The sequence below is a fragment of the Streptomyces sp. NPDC097640 genome (genome assembly GCF_040302705.1).
Classification (GTDB): Bacteria; Actinomycetota; Actinomycetes; order Streptomycetales; family Streptomycetaceae; genus Streptomyces.
Genome location: NZ_JBEOSB010000003.1, coordinates 414,402 through 435,520, shown reverse-complemented (window position 1 = coordinate 435,520; position 21,119 = coordinate 414,402). Strand labels below are relative to the sequence as shown.

Genomic DNA, 21,119 nt, shown 5'->3' with positions numbered 1-21,119 from the left:
AAGGGCGATGACGCCGATCGGGCGGGTCCGGGGATTCCCGGGCCCGCCCGATCGGCATGGTCAGCCGCACACCGTCGAGGGCCAGGGCTGGGCCTCGTCCGGGAGCGCGCTGTGCTCGGTGCTCTGATGGACCTTCTCCAGACTGCCCAGCAGCGTCCCCAGCCGTTTCTCCTTGTCCGCGGCCGAGTAGCTGAGGAACGTCAGGGCGGCGCGCTGGAAGGCGAGCCGCATGCGCGGCGGCATGGCGTCGGACGCGTCCAGGCACAGCGAGGAGGACTTGAGCGTCCGGGCGATGGACCGGGCGACGCCGTCCGTCTGGACGGTCACCGGCACCTTGCTGTTCGCGGAGAACGGCCGGGTCGAGCCGCGCGGGGTCTCCTCGGCCCACGCCTGCTGCCCCTTGGCCGTGGCGAGATAGCGCATGAGCTCCAGCGCCTGCCCGGTGTGCCCGGTGTTCTTGAACAGCGCGGCGAAGTCCCCGGACACCTCGTACGCGCCCGGGGGCGAGCCCGGGAGCCTGAGCACATCGGCGGAGAAGCCGAACCTGGCCTGGCGGGAGTGGGGGGCGTAGCCGCCGCGGATGAAGGAGCCCTGGTGTTCCAGCGCGCACGACGGCCGCTGCGCGAACAGCTTCTTCCCCGCCGCGCGGAAGTCGGTGCGCAGCGCGGTCCGCGCGGCCGGGCCCGAGAGCAGCTCGCCCCAGGTCCGCCACGCCTCCTCGACGCGTGGATCGTCCCAGGCCAGGTCGCCGGAGGCCCACTGCTCGTAGACCTCCTTGCCCTGGAGCCGCAGCAGGATGTCCTCGATCCAGTCGGTGCCGGGCCAGCCGGAGGTGGCGCCGTCGCCCATGCCGACGCACCACTGGCGGCTGTCGGCGGCCAGGGCGGGCAGGTCCCCGGGGGTGTGGCGGGTGCCGTCGTACCAGACGATGCTCTTCAGATCGGCCTTGACGGCGATGCCGTAGACCGGTCCGTTCTCGGGCAGCCTGGGCGTCCACAGCGGCGGGTACTCCGCCGGGACCACCTCGTCCAGCTCGGCCAGATAGCCGCGGGCGGCATAGGCGGTCAGCTCCCCCGAGCTGGGCAGCACGGCGATGTCGGGCGGGGTGCCGGACCGCACCTCGGAGAGCAGCACCTCGCGCAGCGCGGTCGTGCCCTGGTACTCGACGCGGATGTGGTGCTCTTCGGTGAAGGCGTCCAGCACGCGGCGGAAGGCGGACGCCTCGGCGCCGGTCCAGGAGGCGAGCACACGGATCGTGCCGCCCGACGGCTGGGCGCCCGCGTCGCCCGAGCCGAGGGCGAACAGGAGCACCAGCCACAGGCCGAGCACGGCGGCGGTGACGTTCCGGGGGCGGGTGGGGCGGGCGGGGCGGGTGGCGGCGCTCATCGGGCCCGGAACCGGTACTCGTCGATGCGCGGCTGGAGCCCGACGAAGACGAGCGCGGCGAGGAGCACGCCACCCATCGGTATCCACACCACGGCGCCGGTGCGCCAGTGGGTCTCCTCCATCTTGGTACTCACCCTCTTGTTGGTGGTGTCGGGGGCCTTGCCGATGTTCGTCTGGCGCAGGCTGGTGCGGGCCTGGGCCAGCCGGTCCTGCGTCTGGTAGGTGAGGACGGCCAGGGTCGGCACCGTGAGGAGCAACAGCCCGGTGGCCACCAGCAGGAAGGGGTTGAACCGGCGGCGGAAGCGCAGCCGCAGGAAGCGCTGGGTGCGCACCAGCAGCACCACCGGCCAGGCGCAGGCCGCCGGGACCAGCACCCACCAGGCGAGCGACAGCAGCCAGCCGAAGGAGGTCTGCTGGTCGAGCAGGCGGAGCTGTTTCCTCTCCACCTGCGCCAGCCGGGCGAGGATGTCGCTGTCGCCGCTCCGCGCCCTGTGGCCGGAGCCGTCGTCGCCGCGCAGCATCGTTTCGGCGTAGCCGAGATACGCGTCGCGGAGCGCGGCGTTGTCGCGGTTGACGTACGCCTGCTGGACCAGGTCGCCGTAGGAGGAGACCAGGCCGGTGACGGTGAGCAGCGTCTGACGGGCCGAGGGGCCCGCGGTGGTGGACTTGAGGGCCTGGGCCAGGGCCTGGTTGGCGGTCGACAGCGTGGTGCGGTAGTCCTCGCCGAGCCCCTCGATGTCCCCGGTGCCGCCGACGAGGCTGCGCTTCGCGTACTCGTACGACTCGTCCAGGGCCTCGTTCGCCGCGGCCACCTGGAGTATCGCGGGGGCCGACGCGTCCCGTACGGCCTGGGTGTTGCGGCTGACGCCGTAGTACGCGGTGAACAGCACGGCGGAGGCGGCCACCGAGAGCGCCAGCAGCGTCACCAGACGGCGGATCAGAAAGCCGCGGGTGCCGTTCACACCGCACCGGCCGGGGTGCCGGGGCCGCCGGGGCCCAGGGTGGTGTTGCACTGCTGGCAGAAGGCGGCGGTGGCGGGGGCCAGGCGCTTGCAGTTGGGGCACTCGACGTCGGGGCCGGCGGGCGCGGCGGGGGAGAGAGGCAGCCCGGGGGCGGGGGCGCCCGGGTCCGGGCCGCGGAAGTGGCTGCTCTCGTCGGACAGCACCATGGTGGAGTTCAGGTCCAGCGGCCTGATCTCCTCCCGCAGCCGCACCTCGCCCGCCGCCGCGTTCACGATGTCGACCAGCCCGCGCAGCCGGTCCAGCATCTTCTCGTTGCCCAGCTGGTGCGCCAGCCGCACGGCCCGGCCCCAGTGCTCCAGGGCCTGCTGCGACTCGCCCGCCATATACGCGTCGTAGGCGGCGGTGACGGTGAGGCCGAGGGCGTCGTCCGTGCCGTAGTGCGCGAGCCGGGGGTGGATACGGGAGGACAACAGCGGGTCGTCCGTCCAGCGGACCAGCACGGACTGCGCGGCGGGCAGCCGGATGCCGGCCGCACCCCTGTCCGGATCCGCGTCGAGCGACAGCTCCACCTCGGCCAGCTCGATCTCCTCGTCCTGCGCGTCGCCTTCCGGGTCGGCCAGGACGCACAGGTGGTACTCGCGCACCTCGTCGGCCCAGGGCGCGGTGCTCCACTCCCAGGTCCGGGAGTCGGGCCGGGTGCCCTCGCCGGTGAGGTCGAGACGCGTCGGGTACACCTGCTTGACCAGGCCGACCGCGCCGCCCGCGCGCGTCCGCACCCGGAGCCGCAGCCCGGTCAGCGCCCTGGCCATCGAGCCGCGCGTCATCGCCGCGAACTCGGCCGGCAGGTCGGAGTCGTCGAGCACCGCGTCGGCCCGGCCGCGCAGCCGCCGCGCGATCTCCTTGAGCTCGGCGGCGTCCCAGTCGTCGCCGATGCCGCGCGCGTCGCAGGTGAAGCACGAGGCGCACTCGTCGAGCACCCGCGCCAGATGGCCGGGCTCGTCGCTCTCGTTCTTGCCGTCGGTGAGCAGCAGAGTGTGCCGGAGGGGCGCGGGCTGCTCGGTGTGGAGGCGGCGGGCGAGGTCGAGCCAGGTGCCGATCGCGGTGCCGCCGACCGCGGCCAGCTTCATCGCGGCGTGCGTGGCGGCCGCCTTGGTGTCGGGCCCGGCGACGGCCACCCCGCCGGTGGGCGGATACACCACCTCGGCCCGCTCGGTGCCCCTGACCACGGCGAAGCGCGTGCCCTTGCGCAGCGCGGAGAGGGCGGCGACGGTGGCCTTGCGGGCCGCCATGATCTTCGTCGGGGGCCAGGTCATCGACGAGGAGCAGTCGATGACGATGACCTCGCAGGCCGCGGCGCGGGCCGCGGCCGGGCCCAGTCCCTGGGCCTCGACCCGCACGATGGCGTGCATCTCGGCGCGGCCCGCGGCGGCCGGGAGGTAGGCGTTCTGGTCCACGCGCAGGGTGATGGCCGGGCCGTCGTGTCCCTCGCCCGTCCCGGCGCCCCGGCCCGCGGCCGGGCCGCCGCCGTCCGCCGCCGGGAGGTCCGTCCTGGCCGGCCCGGCCCCCGCGCCATCCGTTCCCGCTCTTTCCTCGCTCATCCGATCCCCTCGTCAGACGCGGGTCATGGGCCTGACGGCGTTGGCCCGGTCGACCAGCGCCTCCAGGGCCTCGGGGCTGTCCGCCTGCTGGGCCAGGGCCCGCAGGGCCTTTTCGAGCAGGGCGCGCACCACGGACTGCTCGTCCCGCTCCCCGAACAGCGCCCCGGCCTCACTCGCGTCGTCAGCGGCGCCGTACCGGAGAACCCAGTCCAGCGCGGCCTCCAGTACCTCGGCGGTCAGCCGCTCACGGGCGTGGCCCGAGGCCCGTCCGTCGTCCAGATACAGCCGCGGCAGCCGGGTCAGCGCCTCCGCGAAGTCCGTCTCGGTCGGCAGCCGGTCGGGGTGGCCCAGCCGGCCGGCGAGCGCCCGCACCGTGGCGATCTGGGCGGCGTCGTGGTGGCGCGAGACTTTCGGCACCCCGCCGAGGACGTCGACCGCCCCGGTGCGGTCGCCCGCGGCGAGCCGCAGCCGGGCCAGGCCGAAGGCGGCGCTGCCCTGGGAGCGGTTGCGCTGCCAGACCGCCTCGTAGAAGCACTCGGCGGCGCCGTGGTCGCCCAGGTGCTCGGCGCAGTAGCCGAGGGCCAGCTTGGGCGCGTACTCCCCGGGCAGCGCGCCGTACACCGCGTCGAACTCCTGCCGGGCCCTGGCCACGGCGCCCTCGGTCAGCCGCACCAGCGCGCGGTGCCAGTTCAGCCGCCAGTCGTACGGCGCGCCGCTGCCGATGATCCGCTCGACGGCCCGCAGCTGGGCCTCGGCGTCGGCCGGCTCGCCGAGTTCGAGATAGGCGCGGCAGATGCGGAACCGTATCTCCGCGGACTCGTGAGGAAAGGCGCCCAACTGCTCGATCAGCCGCCGCGGGCCGCTGCCCGTCGGGGTGTTGAGCAGCGCCGCGCCCGGGTCCTTGGCATCGGGGAACGGCACCGGCAGCCCGAGCGGCACCTCGGCGGGGTCGGGCCGGCCGTCCGCGAGCACGGGGCGGGCCTCCCCGGCCAGCCAGCGCTCCAGGCCGGGGATCCGGCCGAGCCCGGAGTCGAGCAGGGCCGCGGTGGGGGAGAACAGCGTGGAGGGCTCGGGCTGTTCCCGCTCCAGCCGCAGCGAGTGGAGCTCGCGGAGCACCCCGCGCAGCTGCTCGGCCATCTCGCGGGCGGACCGGAACCGCCGCCGCGGGTCAAAGGCCGTGGCGCGGTCCAGCAGCCGTCGGTACGACTCGGCGCCCAGGCCCGGCGGCCGCTGATCGGCCCGCACCGCCTTGTCGGAGAGGTTCCGCAGGGTGCGCCCGACCCCGTAGAGGTCGTGCAGCTCGGTGAGGTCGGCGGCGCCGCGCTCGCGGACCTCGGGGGAGGCGAACCATTCGGTGTAGGTGACCGGGCCGTCCCGCTGCCCGAGCCGGCGGATCGCGCCGAGGTCGATCACCTTGACCCGGCCCTCGTGGTGCATGACATTGCTCGGCTTGATGTCGCAGTAGACCAGCTTCTCGCCGTGCAGATACTCCAGTGCGTCCAGGATGTGCGCGCCGTAGGTGAGGATGTACTGGTAGAGGCGGGAGTCGTCGAACGGCGGCTCGGACCGCTTGATGCGGTTCCTGATCCCGACGAGGGTCATCCCGGCCACGAACTCCATCACGATGTAGCCCCGCGGACGGCCGCTGTCGCGATCCGGGTGGGGCACATAGTTGATGATGCGCAGGATGCCCTGGTGGTCGAGCAGGGTCAGATAGCGGCGCTCCTCGACGGCCGCGCGCTGCGCCGTCTCGTCGTCGTCGTTGATCAGCCCCTTGATGGCGACGGGCTGGCGGTCGAGCTGGGTGTCCTCGGCGAGATAGACCCAGCCGAGCCCGCCGTACGCGACACAGCCGACCACCTCGTACTGGCCGCCCAGCAGATCCCCGGGGCGCAGCTTCGGGGTGAAGTCGAAGGGGTGGCGGCAGCGGGGGCAGACCCCGGCCCAGAGCGCGGGCTGCCCGGCGTAGGACGCGCCGACGGTCTCCTCGCAGCCCTGGCCCGCGCAGGGCTGTCCCTTCGGGGGCGGCTGCGGATCGTCGTCGATCAGGTCGCGGAGGGAGGGGAGCTCGACCCGCGGCAGGTCCATCAGGCCGTCGCCCGCGGGCCGGACGGTGAACTTCCCGGCCACGGCGCGCCGTCGGGCGCGGGCGGCGGTGGCGGTCGACTCGGACTCCAGGATGCCGGAGGCCTCCGGGCTGCCGGAGGCGGAGCCGGGCGCGCCGGGGGAGGCGGCGCCCGGGGCCGGGCCCCGGGCCTTGTGGCCGCACTCCGTGCAGAAGCCCCGGGCGTTGATCCAGCCGTGGCAGTCGGGCCGGTCGCAGAGCGCCGCCCCGCCCGGCGGGCCGCCGCCCCTCGTCCCGTCCGTCATCACGTCTCCTCCCCGGCTCTCCTCGGGAGCCCGCTCACGGCCCGATCTCGTTGACCGCGCGCACGAACCGGTCGACCGCCTCCTGCGCGGCCGCCACGTCGTACGGCACCGAATCCAGCAGCTCGACCGCCGCGCGCTGGAGGGGGATCAGCTCGGGGTGCTCCGACACGGCCCGGGCCCCCGCGCTCGCGGCGGACGCGCGCAGCAGCCCCTCCAGCTCGGGGATGCGCTTCAGCTGCTCGTCGGCCGCGCACAGCGCCGCCTCGGCGCGCCGCAGGACCGTGGCCGCCGCGTGCTCGAAGGCGGCCATCTTGGCGATGATGTGATGGGTGTAAAGACCGGGGTCGCCGCGCAGCCGGAGCAGATTGACGCGCAGCGCCGAGGCGCTGCGGGGGTACGGCGCGTTCAGAGCGGGGGAGAGCAGCGCGCGCCGCTCGGCGGCCTCGCGCTCGAGGCCCTCCGCGCGGGTCACCTGCCCGGCCAGCTCGCCCATCCAGGCGTCGATCCGCTCCCGCTCCGGGCGGAACAGCCGCTCGGCCAGGCGCAGCGCGGGCGCCTGCGGATCGCGGAAGACCAGCATCAGCCGGCTGCCCCGGTCGGCGAGGATCTCCATGAAGCGGACCAGGGCCTCCGGGTCGTGGGCCCGGTCCACGCTCACCGCCACGATGGTCAGCGGCACCGCGTTGGCCCGGATCCGGCTGAACGGCGAGGTGTCGCCGAGCGCCTTGAGGTCCATCCGGTCGGCGACCCGTTTGGCCACGTCGGTGTCGGTGCGGTCTGTGACGTCGACGGCCAGGTCGAGGCTGCCGATCGGCGGCACCGTGTTGCGCGGCGCCGAGGACACCGCCTGCTCGGCGCCGACCCCGGCCAGCTCGCGGTCCGCGAGCGTCACGGCCCGGCTGAGCGTCTCGTACCGGTCGCTGTCGTCGTCGGCGATCACGACCGTCTCGACGTCCGCGATGCCCTCCCGCCCGGCCAGGCTCTCGCGGCGCAGCCACAGCGCCAGCCGCTGGGCGAAGCCGATGTCCTGCACGCCGTCGGTGAGCGGGGAGACCAGCCGCTCGTCGACGCCGGGGTCGCCGTCCACCCAGCGGCGGACCCCCGGCAGATGACGGAGGACCGTCTCGACGGGGATCATGTACGAGAAGTGGCGGCGCTCGGCGCTCGGCACGCTGTCGGAGTCGTCGTAGCGGCTGACCACGATGCCGATGACGCGCTGGGTCTCCTCGTCCTCGACCCCGGCGCCGCTGAAGCCCCACCGCACCACGTCGCCGCGCGACTCCGGGTTCAGCTGCACCCACTCCGCGCGCGGTCCCGCGGTGCCCGCGATCCGGGCCGAGAACCACATCCCGTTGTCGTTGCCCTCGGGGAAGCCGAACATCCGCACCGGCCGCCGGGGCTTGGGCGGCAGCCGGAACAGCCGCGCCGCGTACTCGGCGGGCTGGGGGCGGCTCAGCGTCAGCAGGGCCACATCGCCGCAGTCGTCGGCGCGCTGGGGCACCCAGCAGCCCTCGGCGACGCGCGCGGTGACGGGCTCGGCGTCGGGCACGCCGACCAGGTCGACCCGGACTTCCACGGCGGGCACCGGCCATCCGTCCGCGGGGATGACATGGGCGCACGTCAGCACCGTCTCGCTGCCCAGAAGGATTCCGGCGCCCAGAACCTCGCCGGTCGTACTACGGATCCGGACCCGCCAAGTCCCGTCGTGGGCGGGTGCATTGGCGGGATTGTCGTTTTCCGCCCCCATGTGGCCCGAGCATACGCCCGGGACGTACGGAAGTGACCCCAACCGGCCGATGAGTCACGGGAAAGGGTGACTGGAGGGGGCGGAGTCCGCGCGTCCGGCCTGCGGTGCGCGGGGTGCGGCGGACGGGGTTTCCCGCCCCGGGCCGGTTTCCCGCCCCGGGCCGGTTTCCCGCCCCGGGCCGGTTTCCCGCCCCGGGCCCAGCGGGCGGTCCCCGGACGGCCGGGACCACCACACGCCCTCGCCGCGGGTGAGCCCCGGCAGCCACCGCTTCACCCCGTGTACCTCCCGGGCGGGGATCCGGCCCTCGAGCAGCCAGACCGGCGCCCCGCCCGCCGTCTCCGCCACGCCGGCGATCTCCGCCTCCGCCGCGGTGAGCCGGGCGGTGACCGGGGCCAGCGTGTCGTGCGGGATCTCCAGCTCGAAGGCGTGGCACGGCTCGTACACCCGCGTCCCCGCGCCGCGCAGCGCCCGCTCCAGCACCACCGGGGTCAGCTCCCGGAAGTCGCGGGCGGTGCTGAGCGGGCTGGAGAAGCCCGAGCGGATCAGGGTGACACGGCAGTCGGTCACCGCCCGGCCGCCGTGGCCCTGGAGGAGGGTGTCGTGCACGGTCTCCTCGATGGCGTGGTGGAACGCGCGGGGCAGCGCGCCCAGTTCCGTCTCGTACCGGAAGGCCACCCCGGAGCCGGCCGGGGCGGGCTCGACGCGCAGCCCGATGGTCGCCCAGAGGCCGGTGTGATGCCGCCGGGCCATCTCCTCGCACGCCTCGCCGACGCCCACGGGCCGTTCGACATGGACCGGCCGGCTCGGCTCGAAGTCGGCCTCGATGCCGAAGTCCCGGGCGAGCGTCGCCGCGATGATCTCCTTCTGGACCTCCCCGTACAGCAGCACCGAGGTGGTGCCGCCCGGCAGGGCGCGGGTGTGGATGAGCGGGTCCTGCTCGGCCAGGCTCAGCAGCGCGGCGTGCAGCCGGGCGGCGGGGCCCGGGCCGGGCTCGCGGGCGCGGACGACCGTGCTCAGGCTGGGCGCGGCGAAGTGCGCCTGGTCCGCCTCCGGGCGCGCGGAGCCGCCGGGGGCGCCGGGGGCGCCGGGGGCCTCAGGGGCTTCGGGGGTGGCGTCGGCCGGGCCGAGCCGGTCGCCGACCCGCACCTCGGGCAGGCCGCGCACCTTCCCGATGTTCCCGGCGGTCAGCCGGTCCGCGCCGGGCCGGCCGACGACGTCCAGCGAGGTGAGCTGGCCGGTGTACGCGACGGGCGTGCCGCCCGGCCCGCGGCGGTGGAGCGTCACCTTCTGCCGTACGGTCAACTCGCCCGCGAACAGCCGCAGATAGGCGGTCTTCTGTCCGGCGCCGGCCCGCCGCTCGATGGCGAAGACCGTCCCGTACGGGGCTGCCGCCGCTTCCGCGCCGACGGGCGCGGGCGGCAGCAGCCGCGCCATCCCGCGGGCGAGCGCGCCGACGCCCTGGCCGCTCAGCGCCGAGCCGAAGAACACCGGGTGGACGCGGCAGTCCGCCGTCCCGGCGGCCAGCGCCGCCCGCAGCTCGGCGGGCGTGGGCGGCGGCCCGTCCAGGACCCGGGCGAGCAGCGCGTCGTCGGTCTCGGCCAGCGCCTCGGCCAGCTGGGCGTGGACGTCCGCGTCGTCGAGCGACCGCGGCACGGCGCGGGCGTCCCGCGTGCCCGGGCCCCGTACCGCCGTCATCGCGACGATGTGCGGGGCCAGCCGGTGCCGGATGTCCGTCAGCAGCCCGCCCTGGCGGGCGCCCGCGCGGTCGATCTTGTTGACGAAGAGCAGGGTCGGCAGCCGCAGCCGCCGCAGCGTCTTCATCAGCACCCGGGTCTGCGCCTGGACGCCCTCCACGGCGGAGAGCACCAGGACCGCGCCGTCCAGCACGCCGAGGGCGCGCTCGACCTCGGCGATGAAGTCCGAGTGGCCGGGCGTGTCGATCAGATTGACCTGTGCCGACCCGACGGTGAAGGAGGCGACCGCCGAGCGCACGGTGATCCCGCGCTCGCGTTCGATGTCGCCCGTGTCGGTCTGGGTGGTGCCGCTGTCGACGCTGCCGAGGCGGTCGATGGCGCCGTGGTCGAAGAGCAGGCGCTCGGTGAGGCTGGTCTTACCGGCGTCGACGTGCGCCAGGATGCCGATGTTCAGGGTGCGGGCGATGCGCGGGGCCCGCGGGGTGTGCGAAGTGGGCATGGGTGCTGAAGTCCTCGAGAACTGTCGTCCGGTGGGGGCGCTGAGTAGTTCCGAGGAATCGGCGCATCGCATGCTCCTGCTGGTCGTCGGATGGACGCGGGCCATCCTGTCAGCGGGAGCGACGGCGTCAAGCGAATTAAGGCCCCGGCCCGCGGATCTTGACGCCTGCGGCAGACCCACGCGGCGGAGCCGCATACCGACCGCCGCTCGCACACTGCCCTCCCCTCGCCCCTGCCGAGGCCTGTCGCCGCGCGGGGCTCCGCCGCGCGGCGGCTTGCCCCCCCGGCGCCGGGGTCTGGGGCGGAGCCCCAGTTGCGGGAAGGGGCGGGTAGGGGAAAAGACCGCCCGGACGCCCGCTAGGGCGCGAGGTGGCGGACGATCCGGCGCAGCTGCTCCGTGTAGTGCTCGCGGAACTCGGGTGAGTCCGGCTCGACGCCGAAGAGCTGCCGCACGATGTGCGGCATCGCGACCGGCGCCGAGACCAGGCTCATGAACAGCAGCATCGCGGCGGCCGGGTCGAGGTCCTCGGCCAGCTCGCCGGCCGCCTGGCGGCGGCGCAGCCCGGAGAGGTCTTCGGGGTCCGGCTCCACCGCGCCGCCGGTGAGGCCGTTCCAGAGGTTGAGGCGGGTGGGCCGGGGGTCGGCGAAGGACTCGTCGAGATAGCGCACGATCAGCTCGTGGAGGGGGAGGGCCGGGTCGGCGATGGTGGCCTCGCGCCGCAGCCACTGCTGGTGCAGTTCGAGGTAGAGGCCCTCTTTGCCGCCGAAGTAGTAGCTGATCAGCTGCTTGTTGACCCCGGCGCGGTCCGCGATGTCCTGGACGCGGGCGCCCGCGTAGCCCTTCTCCGCGAACTCGTCCATGGCGGCGTCCAGCAGCAGCCGCCGGGAGCGCTCGGAGTCGAGCTTGCGCTCCTTGGGGGCGGGGGCGCGGCGGGGCTTCTTCGGGGCTTCCTGTGGAGCTCTCTCCTTCACCCGGTCAGGCTAGCCGCAGGGCCGGGCGACTTCACCCACCTATTTGTTTGACAAGTTCATCCGCCTGGATGAATCGTGGGGGGCGGTCAACCCCAAGGGCACTTCGGAGCGAGGAGAATTCGTCATGATCGTGGTGACCGGAGCCACCGGAACCGTCGGCAGGTATGTGGTGGACGAGCTGGTCGCGGCGGGCGCGGAGGTCCGCGCGCTGACCCGCGACCCGGACGCGGCGCGGCTGCCCGAGGGGGTGCAAGTGGCGCGCACCGCCGACCTTCCGCTGGACGGCGCCACGGCGGTCTTCCTCAACGCGGCGGTGGTGTGGCAGCAGGGCCCCGCCGAGCTGTTGCGCGAGGCCGCGCGGGCGGGGGTGCGGCGCATCGTCACGCTCTCCTCCTCGGCCGCGGCGGAGCCCGGCCCGGGCAATGTCATCGGCAACCACCACCATGAGCTGGAGACCGAGATCGAGGGATCGGGGCTCGCCTGGACGCATGTGCGGCCGGGCGCGTTCGCCTCGAACGCGCTCCAGTGGGCGGCGCAGATCCGCAAGGGCGATGTGGTGTACGGGCCGTACGCGCGGGCCCACACCGCGCCCATCCACGAGGCCGACATCGCGGCCGTCGCCGCCCGCGCCCTGCTCAGCGAGGACTACACCGGCCAGAAGCCGCTGCTGTCCGGGCCGCGGTCGCTGACCTTCGCGGAGCAGACGGCCATCCTCGGCGAGGCGCTCGGGCGGCCGCTGCGGTACGAGGAGATCCCGGCGGAGGCGGCCCGGGAGGCCATGACCGGCGGGGGCGTGCCGGAGGCCATCGCGGACTCGCTGCTGCGGATGTTCGCGGAGTGCGTCGACCGCCCCGCCGAGATCTCCCCGGAGACGGAGCGGATCACCGGGCGGCCGGGGCGTACGTTCGCCCAGTGGGCGAGCGAGCACGCGGCCGCGTTCAGCTGATACCGGCTGACACCGGCTGATACCGGCCCCGTCAGGAGGCGGTCCGGCCGCCCGCCCGCTTGGCGGCGGCCTGCTTCTTGGCGGGGGCCTTCTTGGCCGCCGCCTTCTTCGCGCCCGCCTTCGCGGCCGCCCTCTCGCCTGCCCTCTCGCCCGCCCTCTCGGCGCCCTTTTTCGCGGCCGCGGCGGTCTTCTTCGCTGCCGGAGCCTTCTTCGCGGGCGCGGCGGCCTTCTTGCGCGCCCGCAGCGGGTGGACCGTCGCCTCCGCTGCCTCCCCGGCCTCCCCGGCCCCCTCGGCCTCCGCCTCTTCCCCGGCCTCCTCGCCCCGGGCCTGACGGGCGCTGCGCACGCTGTCCCGCAGCGCCGCCATCAGGTCGACGACCTGCGCCCCGGCCGGGGCCTCGCCAGGCGCGGCGGTGGGCGTGGCCCCGGCCATCTTCGCCGCCACGAGGGAGTCCAGCGCCTCCTGGTACTCGTCGTGCAGCTCGCTCAGATCGACCTCGCCGAGCGTGTTCATCAAGGTGTCGGCCAGGTCGAGCTCCGCGTCCCGGATCGTCACCTTCTCCTTGGGGGCCACGCCGACCGGGGTGCGCACCTCGTCGGGCCACAGCAGCCGGTGCATGGCGATGGCGTCGCCCACGACGCGCAGCATGCCCAGCCGCTCCCGCCCCCGGTGCGCGTACTTGGTGATGGCGACCTTCTCGCTGCGCTTGAGCGCCTCGCGCAGCAGGGCGTACGGCTTGGCGGCCGCGGGGCCGTTCGCGCCGAGGTAGTAGGCGTCGCCCATCTGGAGGGGGTCGATGTCCGCCGCCGAGACGAACGCCTGGATCTCCAGGGCGCGGGTCGTGGGCAGCGGAAGGCGGGCCAGGTCCTCGTCGGTGATCGGGATCAGCGTGCCGTCCGCGTCCTCGTAGGCCTTGCCGATCTCCGCCGCGTCGATCTGCTTGTCCTCGAGCTCGCAGACCTTGCGGTAGCGGATCCGGCCGCCGTCCTTGGTGTGGACCTGCCGGAAGGAGACCGCGTGGTCCTCGGTCGCCGGATACATCTTGATCGGGATGCTGACCAGACCGAAGGAAATGTTCCCATTCCAGATGGATCGCATGCTTGATCCCTTTCGTGAGATTCTTATCGTATGTCCCCTATCGCGGAGGTGGAGGGGCGGCGTATCGCGCTCAGTAACCTCGACAAGGTCCTCTATCCGGCCACCGGCACCACCAAGGGCGAGCTGCTGCACTACCTGGCGGCCACCGCCGGCCCGCTCCTCCGCCATCTGCGCGGCCGGCCTCTCGCCTTCCTGCGCTTCCCGGACGGCCCCGACGGCCAGACCTTCTTCACCAAGAACCCGCCCCCGGGCATGCCCGACTGGGTCGAGACGGCCGAGGTGCCCCGCCACGAGGGGGAGACCTCCCGCCAGGTGCTCGTCCAGAACCTGGCCTCGCTGATGTGGGCCGGAAACCTGGTTGTCGAGTTTCACGCCCCCATGTGGCGGGCCGATCGCGACGCCGGTCTCGCCGACCGCCTCGTCTTCGACCTCGACCCGGGCCCGCCCGCCACGGTCGTCCACTGCTGCGCCGTCGCCGAGTGGCTGCGCGAGCGGCTGCACGCCGACGGACTGTCCGCGTACGCCAAGACCAGCGGCTCCAAGGGGCTGCACCTGCTGGTGCCGGTGGAGCCGACGCCGTCCCGGCAGACCACCGGCTACGCCAGGAAGCTCGCCCTGGAGGCCGCGGCCGCCGTGCCCGGGCTGGTGACGTCGAAGATGACCCGCTCGCTGCGGCCGGGAAAGGTGTTCGTCGACTTCAGCCAGAACGCCGCCGCCAAGACCACCGCCGCCCCCTACACCGCCCGCGCGCGCCGCGAGCCGACCGTCTCCGCGCCCGTCACCTGGGGCGAGGTCGAGAGGTGCGAGGACCCCGCGCAGATGGTCTTCCGGATCGACGACATGACGCCCCGGCTGGACCGCCACGGGGATCTGCTGGAGCCTCTCCTGGACCCCGGGCTGGCCCGCCCCGTGCCCGAGGGGGCGGACCCGTGACGGCGGCGGCGCGGCGGCTGCCCGGAGCCGGGCCGACTCCTGGCACGCCTCCCGGCACGCCTCCCGGCACGCCTCCCGGCACGCCTCCCGGCACGCCTCCTGGGCCGACCCCCGGAGCCGCGCCGTGATCCCGCACTGGAGCCCGCCCTCCCGGGCGCCGCTGCTGCCGCCCGTGGAGGTCGCGCTGGCCCGCCCCGTCCACGCCTTCCCCGACCCGGCCGGGAGGCGGCTGGCGTACGAGCCGAAGTTCGACGGCCACCGCGTAGTGATCTTCCGTACGGACGACGACGTCCTGCTCCAGGCCCGCTCCGGCCGCATCGTCACCACGGCCTTCCCCGATCTGCGGGCCGCCGCCGAACAACTCCCGGCCGGCACCGTCCTGGACGGGGAGGTCGTGGTGTGGACCGGCGGCCGTACGGACTTCGGCGCCGTCCAGAAGCGCGCGGCCGCCACCCGCGCCCGCGCCGCCCGGCTCGCCCGCGAACTCCCCGCCTCCTACGCCGCCTTCGACCTGCTCGCCGCGGGCAACGAAGACCTGCGCCCCCTGGCGTACGAGCGGCGCCGCGCCCGCCTCGTCGCCCTGCTGGAGTCGTACGGGCCGCCGCTCCAGCCCGTCCCCATGACCACCGACCCGGAGCTCGCCGCCACCTGGTACGACACCCTCCCGGCGATCGGCGTCGAGGGTCTGGTCATCAAGAGCCTGGGCCAGCCCTACCGCGCGGGCCGCCACTGGTGGAAGCTTCGGCACTCCGAGACGCGCGAGGCCGTGGTGGTCGGCGTCGTCGGACCCCGCCACCACCCGCGCTCCCTCGCGCTGGTGCTGCCGGGCGACGACGGCCCGGTGGTCTCCACCCCGCTCTCCCCGGCGGTGCGCGCCCAGATCACGGCCGCGCTGCGCGGCCTGCCAGCCGCCCTCGAGCCGCCCGGGGACGAGCCTGCCCCCACCGCCAAGGACATGGTGGGCACGGAGATCTCGTACCGGCCGGTGGCCCCGGAGCTGACGGTCGAGGTACAGCGGGACAGCACGGCCCGCCACGCGGCGACCGCGGTGGTGCGGCTGCGCGCGCCGGAGTAGCAGCCGAGTTCGTGGTGAGTATGAGACATCGACACGCCGACGCCACGGCGTGTCGATGTCTCATACTCACCACAGACGTCAGACCGGGTCCGCCGGCCCCGTGATCACGGCGGTGACCCGGCTCCCCGGCGGCAGCCACTCCCCACCCGCCAGGTCGTACACGCACCGCAGCATCTTCGCGACGTAGCGCCGCTCCAGGGCGAGGCCGTGCCGCTCCTCGAAGTCCTCGGCGAAGGCGGCCAGCTCCGCCGGGACGCGGCCGTATCCGCCGCCGTGGTGGTCGTGGTCGATCCGCCAGCCGGGGAAGGTCCGCCCCCACCCCCGCTCGTGCAGCCGCGCCACCTCGCCGTCCAGATACCGCGCGCCCCTGACCACCGCGACCCCCAGCGCCCGGGCGCCCTCCGGCAGTGCGGCGGCGATCCCGGCCAGCGTGCCCCCGGTGCCCACCGCGCAGCACACCACATCGCCCGGGCCCAGGCCGGGCAGCTCCGCGACGATCTCCGCCGCGCCGCGCGCGGCCGCCACGTTCGTACCGCCCTCCGGCAGCACGTAGCACCGGCCCCAACGCTCCTCGAGCCGACGGACGGTCTCCGGCGCCGCCAGCCCGCTCAGCGTCTCCCGGAACCGCGCCCGGTCCCAGAACGCCAGCTCCATCCCGTAGCCCTCGGCCAGCGCCAGCGACCAGTTGCGCTCCGCCCGGGCCAGCTCGTCGCCCCGTATGACCCCCACCGTTCCCAGCCCCACCGCGGCCCCGGCCGCGGCCACGGCGCGGATGTGGTTGGAGTACGCGCCGCCGAAGGTGAGCAGCCGGGAGTGCCCCTGGTCGAGGGCGGCCCGCAGATTGGGGGCCAGCTTGCGCCATTTGTTGCCCGGCACCGTCGGATGCACGGCGTCGTCCCGCTTCAGCCGCAGCTCCACGCCCCGCGCGGCCAGGCGCTCGTCCTCCACGAGCTGGAGCGGGGACGGCAGCCGGGGCGCGAGTGCGACGGCGGGATCGATGGGCAGGCTCACCTCTCCATTCTGACCGCAGGAGCCCGTCTACCGGGCCGTGCCGCCGACCGGCCCTGGCGCCGGCCACGACCGTCCGTATCGGGCGCGCCGTCAGGCGAACCGCGCGATCGCGGTCATGGTCGGCCGCAGGTTCCGTACGCCGGGCAGCCGGTACAGCACGGGCGTCACCGCGCCGAAGTACGGGCCGCGGCCCCGCGGCAGGTGCAGCTCGCGGACCTCGACCACGGCCGGGTGCGCCGTGCGCACCTTTTGCAGCTCGCCGGCGTTCATACCCCACGGCATGGCGGGCATGATGTAGCCCCGTGAGGGGCGTGTCTCGGCGCGCTGGGTGCCGGCGCTGAGCCAGCGGGGCACGGCATCGAAGACCAGCGACCCGCCCCGGAACCGCTCGGCGCACGCCGCGATCAGCTCCCGCACCTCGCCCGGGCGCAGATACATCAGCAGCCCCTGGGCGGTGATCAGCACCCCGCGCCCGGGGTCGACCTCGTCCCGCCAGGAGAGGTCGAGCACGGACCGGGCCAGGATGCGCCGCCGCTCGGTGTCCGGTAGCAGGGAGCGGCGCAGCTCGGCGGTCTCCGGGAGCTCCACGCACAGCCATTGCGCCCGGCCGTTGTCGACCCGCCAGAACTGAGTCTCCAGCCCCTCGGCGAGGTTGACGACGGTGCCGGTCGGGTGTTCGGCGAGGAAGTCCCGTACGGCGCCGTCGAAGGACCGCACGCGCAGCCCCTGGCCCTGGGCGAGCAGCGGGTGCGGCGGGCCGAAGGTCTCCTCGAAGGGGAAGTCGAGGCGGTCGACGAGCTCGATGGCCTTGGGGTCGTGGAGCACCGTGCGGGGCTGCCGGGCCTCGTACGCACGGTGGTAGAGGTTCCACAGCAGGGTCTCGGGGACGCGGCCGAGCCGCACGGGCACCTTGTCCTGGTTCGCCATGTCGCTGCTCCCTTCCGGTCGCACTCTCCAGGGAAGCGTAATGACCCGCTCGCCACGGGGCGGGCGCATCGGCCGTACGAGGCCGTTAGCGGTGTCACACGGCTCCCCTATGCTGGAAGCCGTCCCGCAGGGCATTGCTCCGCTCTCAGCCGCTGGTGGTTCGAATGCCGCACTTTCTCGACACACTGCCCTTCGACTGGAGCAGGCCCGAGTCCCGCGAACTGCACGAGTTCCTCGCCGGCGTGTATTTCCGGGAGGGGCCGGTCGTCGAGTTCGCCGTGCGGGCGGGGGTGAAAGCGGCGTCGGTCGCCTGGGATCGGCCGATGCATTCCGTTTGGCACGACCTGATCACCAAGGCCCGTAACCAGAATCGGCTGCGCGCGCTGCTCGAGCAGGTGGCGGAGGGCGATGAGGCGGTGGGGCTGCGGCTGCGGGAGCTGATGGCGGCGGAGCCGGTGGTGGAGGCGCCTGCCGCCGCCGATTCCGGGGTCGTCTGGAAGGGGTTCGACGCCCGGGGCGGATGGGAGCGGCAGATATTCGACGAGCCGACCCTGCTCGATGTGGCGTTCATGCGGCGCGGTGCCGAACTCGCCCCGGGTGTGGTGCGGTTGCTGGTGGAGCTGCCCGGCGGCCGGGCCTACGGGACGGCGTTCCGGATCGGCGCCGACCTCCTGCTGACCAACCACCACGTCCTCTACGGCATCGGCCCCGGCCCTGGCCGCGCGACCCGCGCCGAGGCCTGGCTGCACTACGAGCTCGACACCGCCGCCCGGCACCGCGCCCATACGGTGGTGCGCTGCCGCCCCGAGACGATCACCGGTGACCCGGCGCACGACTGGGCCGTGATCCGGTCGGACGGACCGCTGCCGGACGACATTCCCGTCATCGAACCGGCCACGGCCGAGCCGGTCTCGGTCGGCGAGCGGGTTTATATCATTCAGCACCCGAAGGGCGGGGTGAAGAAGATAGGGATGCACCACAACATCGTCCGCCATGTCGATGACGATGTGATCCAGTATTGGACCGACACCGAGGCCGGGTCGTCCGGCTCGCCCGTCTTCAACGAACGCTGGCAATTGATCGCCCTGCATCACCGATGGGTGGCCGTCGAGGAAGAGCACGGAAAGCGGGAATTCCGTAATCAGGGGCGCCGGATCTCCCGGGTGGCCGAGGAACTCGCCGCGGCGGGGGTGCTCCAGGCGATATGAGTCTGCTGGACAGCGCCCCTTTCGCCGCCGACGATCCACAGGCGCGGGAGCTGCTCGCCGCGCTCCTCACCGCGTACGACCAGGGGCCCGAGGTGCGGGCCTTCGTGCTCGCGGCGGGGATGCGCGCGGCCGAGTTCGCGTGGACGGGGCCCATGGCGGAGGTGTGGCCGCGGGTCCTGCGGCGGGCGGCGGACCAGGGGCAGCTGCGGCGCCTGGTCGGCGTGATCGCCGAGGACCCCAACAGCGCGGCGTACGGGATCATCGCCCGGCTCGCCGCCACTCCGCCCATCACCGCATCCGCGGCCCCCGCACCCCTCTCCTATGGGCCTGGCGACGTACGCCGACTCGTCATGGACGCGCTCGACGACGACGAACTCAGCGCACTCTGCCTCGATCATTTCCCGGCGGTGTACGGACAGTTCGCCCACGGCATGAGCAAATCGCAAAAGACGCTACGGCTGATCGAGTACTGTGCGCGGCGTGATCGGCTACCGGACCTCGTACGACGGGTGGGCGAGGTCAACCTCGTCAAGCTCCGCGAGTTCACCGACCGCCTGGAAAACCGAGACGAGAACTGAGCATGGACGAGCGTGAGCTGAAACTGAATTCCCTGTCGCGGTACGCCAAGACGTCCCCGAAGTTCATCCTCGAGGAACACGGACACTGCGAGGTGCCCGCCGGATGCGGCGGTGTGGTGCTCCGGTGGCGCAATCCGCGGGCCGGAGTCCCCTTCACGATGTGGCTGGAGACCGACGGACCGGGCGATATGTATCTCGACGGCACGGCGCCTTCCTCGTCCCGCCCGCTGGTCCCCTTCGGAACGCATGTCCTCGCGTTCGCGATAGCCGAGTGCGACCCCGCGTACACCACGCTGATGTTCGCCGGGCTCCACAAGCCCGATGAGGACATCCATGTGCAGACCACCGCCCCTCAGAACGTCGCGGAGACATCCGTCCTCTCCGCGGCGGACGGCAGTTGGAAGTACTCGTTCGACGAGCCGGAGGACGACGCCTGGATGCGCCCCGGTTTCGACGACAGCGGCTGGCAGCCCATGGTGGACCGCCCCGACCGGCGGCCGCCGGAGGATCCGGAACAGGCCGCGGAGCCGTACCGGGTGCGCAGGCTGAAGGGGTTCGGCGCGGCCGGCCTGGGGGTTTCCGGGGGTTCCGGGCGGGGTGGCCGGGTCTGGGTCCGTAAGGTCTTCACGATCGCCGATCCGGAATCGGCCTGAGCGGCCCGATGCCCGACGACTGCCCGACCACAGTGGCCTGACACACACGGAGGTTAACGATGCCGGAACGGGCCCCGCTGGTGCTCACCCCGCAATTCTTCGGCAGCCTGGTCTTCGACCGCCGTACGTCGCGATATCTGCCGTTCGACGCGGAGTCCACCGACATACTGCGGCGGCTGAGCGCGCACCCTGTCGACCGCGTCCTCGAGGAGACGGCCGACGCGGAGCGGCGCGGCCGGATCGAGCGATTCTTCGAGCACTTCCACGACCTGGGGTTCTTCACCGTGGACGGCCGGTTCGCCGGAGTGATCCACGACGACCTGGAAGTGCTGCCGGACCACCTCACCGGCCCGCTGGCCGTCCACCTGGAGGTCATCGCCTCCTGCAACCTCGGCTGCACCCACTGCTTCGCCGGTGACCTCCCGCGCCGGGAGAAGCGGCTGAGCCTGGAGGAGATCGACCGGCTCTTCGCGGAGATGGCGCGGCTCGGCGCGTACCGGCTCGGGCTCACGGGCGGTGAACCGCTGCTGCGGAAGGACATCTTCCAGATCATCGATCTGGCCCTGAAGCACGGCCTGGCCCCGTGCATCACCACCAACGCCCTGCTCATCACCGAGGACATCGCCAAGGAATTCGGAAAGCGCGAACTGGTCTGGCTGAATGTCAGCCTCGAAGGCGCGACCGCGGAGACCAATGACCGGGTGCGCGGCGCCGGCACCTTCGACAAGGTGCTCGACCGCCTCGCCGTGCTCCGCGAACACGCCCGCTTCACCCTGGCCTTCACCATCATGCGGACCAACCTCGAAGAGATCGACGCCTGCGCCCGGCTCGCCCATGAGGTGGGCGCGGACACCGCGGTGTTCCGGCCGCTGTACCCGGTCGGTGTCGCCGAGCGGAATCAGGAGCTGATGCCGAGCTTCGCGGACTACACCGAGGCGCTGAACGGGCTCTCCCGGCTGGGCGAGGAGAGCCACAGCAACCCCGCTGACCCCGCTGCCCCCGTCGATCTGCACCACATCGACCCGTTCAGCCCGCACTCCCGCGAAGACACCCAATCCGTCATCCACCAGAACTACGGCTGCGGCGCCGGAAACCTGGTGTGCTCCATCTCCGTCTCCGGCGACGTCAACCCGTGCAGTTTCCTCGGCCCCGATTTCGTCGCCGCCAACGTGCGCGAGAACTCCCTGGCCGAGATCTGGCACCGCAGCGCGGGCTTCCAGTCGATACGGGCCCTCCCGCACACCGACCCGGTCGGCGACCACGGCCAGACCGCCACCTTCGCCGGCGGCTGCCGCGCCCGCTCCCTCGTCCTGGCCGGCTCGGTCAACGCGCCCGACCCCTGGATCGCCGAACAGGTCGACGCGGAGCGGCGATCGGGATCGGCGGTCCGCAACCCGCTCGTCGTGCTCGACGTGTCGGCCCGGCCGGGCGGCCGCTCCTGCCAGGGAGCGTGCGGGTAAGC

The 21,119-nt window shown here is 73.5% G+C and carries 17 protein-coding genes; 7 read left to right on the top strand and 10 right to left on the bottom strand.

Annotated elements, in window-relative coordinates; translation table 11 throughout:
- Positions 1-60: 60 nt before the first annotated feature.
- The 7 genes from ABTY62_RS06420 to ABTY62_RS06390 form a co-directional block, all read right to left on the bottom strand.
- A complete protein-coding gene (locus ABTY62_RS06420) occupies positions 61-1,386 on the bottom strand; it encodes an ABC transporter substrate-binding protein (RefSeq protein ID WP_352128241.1) in 1,326 nt (441 codons plus the stop codon).
- On the bottom strand, positions 1,383-2,348 hold the full coding sequence (locus ABTY62_RS06415; protein ID WP_352128240.1) for a GlnX family signal transduction membrane protein: 966 nt from the start codon (positions 2,346-2,348) through the stop codon (positions 1,383-1,385). The genes ABTY62_RS06420 and ABTY62_RS06415 overlap by 4 nt, the downstream gene beginning before the upstream one ends.
- Positions 2,345-3,946, bottom strand: coding sequence for a vWA domain-containing protein (locus tag ABTY62_RS06410; RefSeq protein ID WP_352128239.1), 1,602 nt, complete (start codon positions 3,944-3,946; stop codon positions 2,345-2,347). Before ABTY62_RS06410 ends, ABTY62_RS06415 begins: the two co-directional genes overlap by 4 nt.
- A gap of 12 nt (positions 3,947-3,958) precedes the next feature.
- Positions 3,959-6,316 (bottom strand): serine/threonine-protein kinase, encoded by a 2,358-nt coding sequence (locus ABTY62_RS06405; RefSeq protein ID WP_352128238.1) that lies wholly within the window; start codon positions 6,314-6,316, stop codon positions 3,959-3,961.
- Between the two features lie 34 nt (positions 6,317-6,350).
- Positions 6,351-8,063: a trypsin-like peptidase domain-containing protein gene (locus ABTY62_RS06400; RefSeq protein WP_352128237.1), complete on the bottom strand. Its 1,713-nt coding sequence runs from the start codon at positions 8,061-8,063 to the stop codon at positions 6,351-6,353.
- Positions 8,064-8,117: 54 nt separating this feature from the next.
- Positions 8,118-10,256 (bottom strand): tetracycline resistance ribosomal protection protein Otr(A), encoded by a 2,139-nt coding sequence (gene otr(A) / locus ABTY62_RS06395; RefSeq protein WP_352128236.1) that lies wholly within the window; start codon positions 10,254-10,256, stop codon positions 8,118-8,120.
- A gap of 356 nt (positions 10,257-10,612) precedes the next feature.
- Complete coding sequence (locus ABTY62_RS06390) at positions 10,613-11,227, bottom strand: TetR/AcrR family transcriptional regulator (RefSeq protein ID WP_352128235.1); 615 nt, start codon at positions 11,225-11,227, stop codon at positions 10,613-10,615.
- A 124-nt stretch (positions 11,228-11,351) separates the two neighbouring features.
- Between ABTY62_RS06390 and ABTY62_RS06385 the strand changes: the two genes are divergently transcribed.
- Positions 11,352-12,173: an NAD(P)H-binding protein gene (locus ABTY62_RS06385; RefSeq protein ID WP_352128234.1), complete on the top strand. Its 822-nt coding sequence runs from the start codon at positions 11,352-11,354 to the stop codon at positions 12,171-12,173.
- Positions 12,174-12,204: 31 nt separating this feature from the next.
- On the opposite strand, the gene ku is transcribed toward ABTY62_RS06385, so the two are convergent.
- Entirely contained in the window at positions 12,205-13,272 is a 1,068-nt protein-coding gene (gene ku, locus ABTY62_RS06380) for a non-homologous end joining protein Ku (protein ID WP_352128233.1), read from the bottom strand.
- 30 nt (positions 13,273-13,302) lie between these two features.
- Here ku and ligD point away from each other — a divergent pair, with 30 nt between their 5' ends.
- Together ligD and ABTY62_RS06370 are read left to right on the top strand one after the other, a co-directional pair.
- A complete protein-coding gene (gene ligD / locus ABTY62_RS06375) occupies positions 13,303-14,205 on the top strand; it encodes a non-homologous end-joining DNA ligase (protein ID WP_352128232.1) in 903 nt (300 codons plus the stop codon).
- 124 nt (positions 14,206-14,329) lie between these two features.
- Positions 14,330-15,280, top strand: a complete 951-nt coding sequence (locus tag ABTY62_RS06370) for an ATP-dependent DNA ligase (RefSeq protein WP_352128231.1) — start codon at positions 14,330-14,332, stop codon at positions 15,278-15,280.
- Between the two features lie 78 nt (positions 15,281-15,358).
- Here the strand turns inward: ABTY62_RS06370 and ABTY62_RS06365 are convergent, their stop codons facing one another.
- The gene (locus ABTY62_RS06365) at positions 15,359-16,291 is read right to left on the bottom strand and encodes a 1-aminocyclopropane-1-carboxylate deaminase/D-cysteine desulfhydrase (protein ID WP_352128230.1); all 933 of its coding nucleotides are present in this window, start codon (positions 16,289-16,291) and stop codon (positions 15,359-15,361) included.
- Between the two features lie 90 nt (positions 16,292-16,381).
- On the bottom strand, positions 16,382-17,218 hold the full coding sequence (locus ABTY62_RS06360; RefSeq protein ID WP_352128229.1) for a class I SAM-dependent methyltransferase: 837 nt from the start codon (positions 17,216-17,218) through the stop codon (positions 16,382-16,384).
- 164 nt (positions 17,219-17,382) lie between these two features.
- On the opposite strand from ABTY62_RS06360, the gene ABTY62_RS06355 reads away from it, so the two are divergent.
- The 4 genes from ABTY62_RS06355 to ABTY62_RS06340 are packed head-to-tail and all read left to right on the top strand — an operon-like array spanning position 17,383 to position 21,117.
- On the top strand, positions 17,383-18,426 hold the full coding sequence (locus ABTY62_RS06355) for a trypsin-like peptidase domain-containing protein (protein ID WP_352128227.1): 1,044 nt from the start codon (positions 17,383-17,385) through the stop codon (positions 18,424-18,426).
- Positions 18,423-19,004, top strand: a complete 582-nt coding sequence (locus ABTY62_RS06350; RefSeq protein WP_352128226.1) for an effector-associated domain EAD1-containing protein — start codon at positions 18,423-18,425, stop codon at positions 19,002-19,004. The genes ABTY62_RS06355 and ABTY62_RS06350 overlap by 4 nt, the downstream gene beginning before the upstream one ends.
- A gap of 2 nt (positions 19,005-19,006) precedes the next feature.
- On the top strand, positions 19,007-19,657 hold the full coding sequence (locus tag ABTY62_RS06345) for a hypothetical protein (protein WP_352128225.1): 651 nt from the start codon (positions 19,007-19,009) through the stop codon (positions 19,655-19,657).
- A 59-nt stretch (positions 19,658-19,716) separates the two neighbouring features.
- Complete coding sequence (locus tag ABTY62_RS06340) at positions 19,717-21,117, top strand: radical SAM protein (RefSeq protein ID WP_352128224.1); 1,401 nt, start codon at positions 19,717-19,719, stop codon at positions 21,115-21,117.
- Positions 21,118-21,119 lie beyond the last annotated feature (2 nt).